Source organism: Bacillus sp. 275, assembly GCF_001999205.1.
In the GTDB taxonomy this organism is placed as follows: Bacteria; Bacillota; Bacilli; order Bacillales; family Bacillaceae; genus Bacillus; species Bacillus velezensis.
This window is the reverse complement of the sequence record NZ_CP019626.1, coordinates 1,937,501-1,940,000: the sequence shown is the minus strand read 5'-3', so window position 1 is coordinate 1,940,000 and position 2,500 is coordinate 1,937,501. Positions and strand designations below refer to the sequence as shown.

General features: G+C 51.7%; 9 tRNA genes and 3 rRNA genes (2 of these 12 cut by a window edge). All 12 read left to right on the top strand.

The annotated features are described in order from the left end of the window. Positions 1-226 (top strand): 23S ribosomal RNA (locus BZ167_RS09215); it begins 2,704 nt to the left of the window's first position. A 50-nt stretch (positions 227-276) separates the two neighbouring features. Beyond that, a 5S ribosomal RNA gene (gene rrf / locus BZ167_RS09210) occupies positions 277-392 on the top strand. Positions 393-415: 23 nt separating this feature from the next. Beyond that, a tRNA-Val gene (locus tag BZ167_RS09205) sits at positions 416-491 on the top strand. 5 nt (positions 492-496) lie between these two features. Further along, positions 497-572: transfer RNA gene (locus BZ167_RS09200), tRNA-Thr, on the top strand. 36 nt (positions 573-608) lie between these two features. After that, positions 609-684, top strand: a tRNA-Lys gene (locus BZ167_RS09195). Positions 685-690: 6 nt separating this feature from the next. After that, a tRNA-Leu gene (locus tag BZ167_RS09190) sits at positions 691-772 on the top strand. A 24-nt stretch (positions 773-796) separates the two neighbouring features. Beyond that, positions 797-871 (top strand) — tRNA-Gly (locus BZ167_RS09185). 14 nt (positions 872-885) lie between these two features. Further along, positions 886-971, top strand: a tRNA-Leu gene (locus BZ167_RS09180). A gap of 11 nt (positions 972-982) precedes the next feature. Continuing rightward, positions 983-1,059 (top strand) — tRNA-Arg (locus BZ167_RS09175). A 16-nt stretch (positions 1,060-1,075) separates the two neighbouring features. Then, positions 1,076-1,152 (top strand) — tRNA-Pro (locus BZ167_RS09170). A 4-nt stretch (positions 1,153-1,156) separates the two neighbouring features. Further along, positions 1,157-1,232, top strand: a tRNA-Ala gene (locus tag BZ167_RS09165). Positions 1,233-1,397: 165 nt separating this feature from the next. Continuing rightward, positions 1,398-2,500, top strand: a 16S ribosomal RNA gene (locus BZ167_RS09160) (it continues 447 nt past the right edge of the window).

Here is a 2,500-nt window from a genome sequence, read left to right as displayed (position 1 = left end):
GACGCACCGCTGGTGTACCAGTTGTTCTGCCAAGGGCATCGCTGGGTAGCTATGTGCGGACGGGATAAGTGCTGAAAGCATCTAAGCATGAAGCCCCCCTCAAGATGAGATTTCCCATTCCGCAAGGAAGTAAGATCCCTGAAAGATGATCAGGTTGATAGGTCTGAGGTGGAAGTGTGGCGACACATGGAGCTGACAGATACTAATCGATCGAGGACTTAACCAATTTGAATGTATGCTTACTGTTATCTAGTTTTGAGAGAACACTCTCAATGGTTTGGTGGCGATAGCGAAGAGGTCACACCCGTTCCCATGCCGAACACGGAAGTTAAGCTCTTCAGCGCCGATGGTAGTCGGGGGTTTCCCCCTGTGAGAGTAGGACGCCGCCAAGCCATTACACGTAAGTGTAATATATGGAGGATTAGCTCAGCTGGGAGAGCATCTGCCTTACAAGCAGAGGGTCGGCGGTTCGAGCCCGTCATCCTCCACCATATTTGCCGGCCTAGCTCAATTGGTAGAGCAACTGACTTGTAATCAGTAGGTTGGGGGTTCAAGTCCTCTGGCCGGCACCATTTTTGGACAAGATAATAACATAGGTCTTTTAAAAAGAGCCATTAGCTCAGTTGGTAGAGCATCTGACTTTTAATCAGAGGGTCGAAGGTTCGAGTCCTTCATGGCTCACCATGTTAAGCGGGTGTGGCGGAATTGGCAGACGCGCTAGACTTAGGATCTAGTGTCTTATGACGTGGGGGTTCAAGTCCCTTCACCCGCATTATACAGGATAGTTATCCTGTATGCGGAAGTAGTTCAGTGGTAGAACACCACCTTGCCAAGGTGGGGGTCGCGGGTTCGAATCCCGTCTTCCGCTCCAACTATACCATCCACGCCGGGGTGGTGGAATTGGCAGACACACAGGACTTAAAATCCTGCGGTAGGTGACTACCGTGCCGGTTCAAGTCCGGCCCTCGGCATTCATTATTATGCGCCCGTAGCTCAATTGGATAGAGCGTTTGACTACGGATCAAAAGGTTAGGGGTTCGACTCCTCTCGGGCGCGCCATAATATTTTTAAAAATCGGGAAGTAGCTCAGCTTGGTAGAGCACATGGTTTGGGACCATGGGGTCGCAGGTTCGAATCCTGTCTTCCCGACCACTTCGGGGCCTTAGCTCAGCTGGGAGAGCGCCTGCTTTGCACGCAGGAGGTCAGCGGTTCGATCCCGCTAGGCTCCACCATTTATAAAAAATATGTTGACTTTAAAAGAAACTTATTATATAATTAAAAAGTTGCTTGAGAAAGTGAACAAAATGATCTTTGAAAACTAAACAAGACAAAACGTACCTGTTAATTCAAAGTTTTAAATAAATCGCACAGCGATGTGCGTAGTCAGTCAAACTACTTTATCGGAGAGTTTGATCCTGGCTCAGGACGAACGCTGGCGGCGTGCCTAATACATGCAAGTCGAGCGAACAGATGGGAGCTTGCTCCCTGATGTTAGCGGCGGACGGGTGAGTAACACGTGGGTAACCTGCCTGTAAGACTGGGATAACTCCGGGAAACCGGGGCTAATACCGGATGGTTGTCTGAACCGCATGGTTCAGACATAAAAGGTGGCTTCGGCTACCACTTACAGATGGACCCGCGGCGCATTAGCTAGTTGGTGAGGTAACGGCTCACCAAGGCGACGATGCGTAGCCGACCTGAGAGGGTGATCGGCCACACTGGGACTGAGACACGGCCCAGACTCCTACGGGAGGCAGCAGTAGGGAATCTTCCGCAATGGACGAAAGTCTGACGGAGCAACGCCGCGTGAGTGATGAAGGTTTTCGGATCGTAAAGCTCTGTTGTTAGGGAAGAACAAGTGCCGTTCAAATAGGGCGGCACCTTGACGGTACCTAACCAGAAAGCCACGGCTAACTACGTGCCAGCAGCCGCGGTAATACGTAGGTGGCAAGCGTTGTCCGGAATTATTGGGCGTAAAGGGCTCGCAGGCGGTTTCTTAAGTCTGATGTGAAAGCCCCCGGCTCAACCGGGGAGGGTCATTGGAAACTGGGGAACTTGAGTGCAGAAGAGGAGAGTGGAATTCCACGTGTAGCGGTGAAATGCGTAGAGATGTGGAGGAACACCAGTGGCGAAGGCGACTCTCTGGTCTGTAACTGACGCTGAGGAGCGAAAGCGTGGGGAGCGAACAGGATTAGATACCCTGGTAGTCCACGCCGTAAACGATGAGTGCTAAGTGTTAGGGGGTTTCCGCCCCTTAGTGCTGCAGCTAACGCATTAAGCACTCCGCCTGGGGAGTACGGTCGCAAGACTGAAACTCAAAGGAATTGACGGGGGCCCGCACAAGCGGTGGAGCATGTGGTTTAATTCGAAGCAACGCGAAGAACCTTACCAGGTCTTGACATCCTCTGACAATCCTAGAGATAGGACGTCCCCTTCGGGGGCAGAGTGACAGGTGGTGCATGGTTGTCGTCAGCTCGTGTCGTGAGATGTTGGGTTAAGT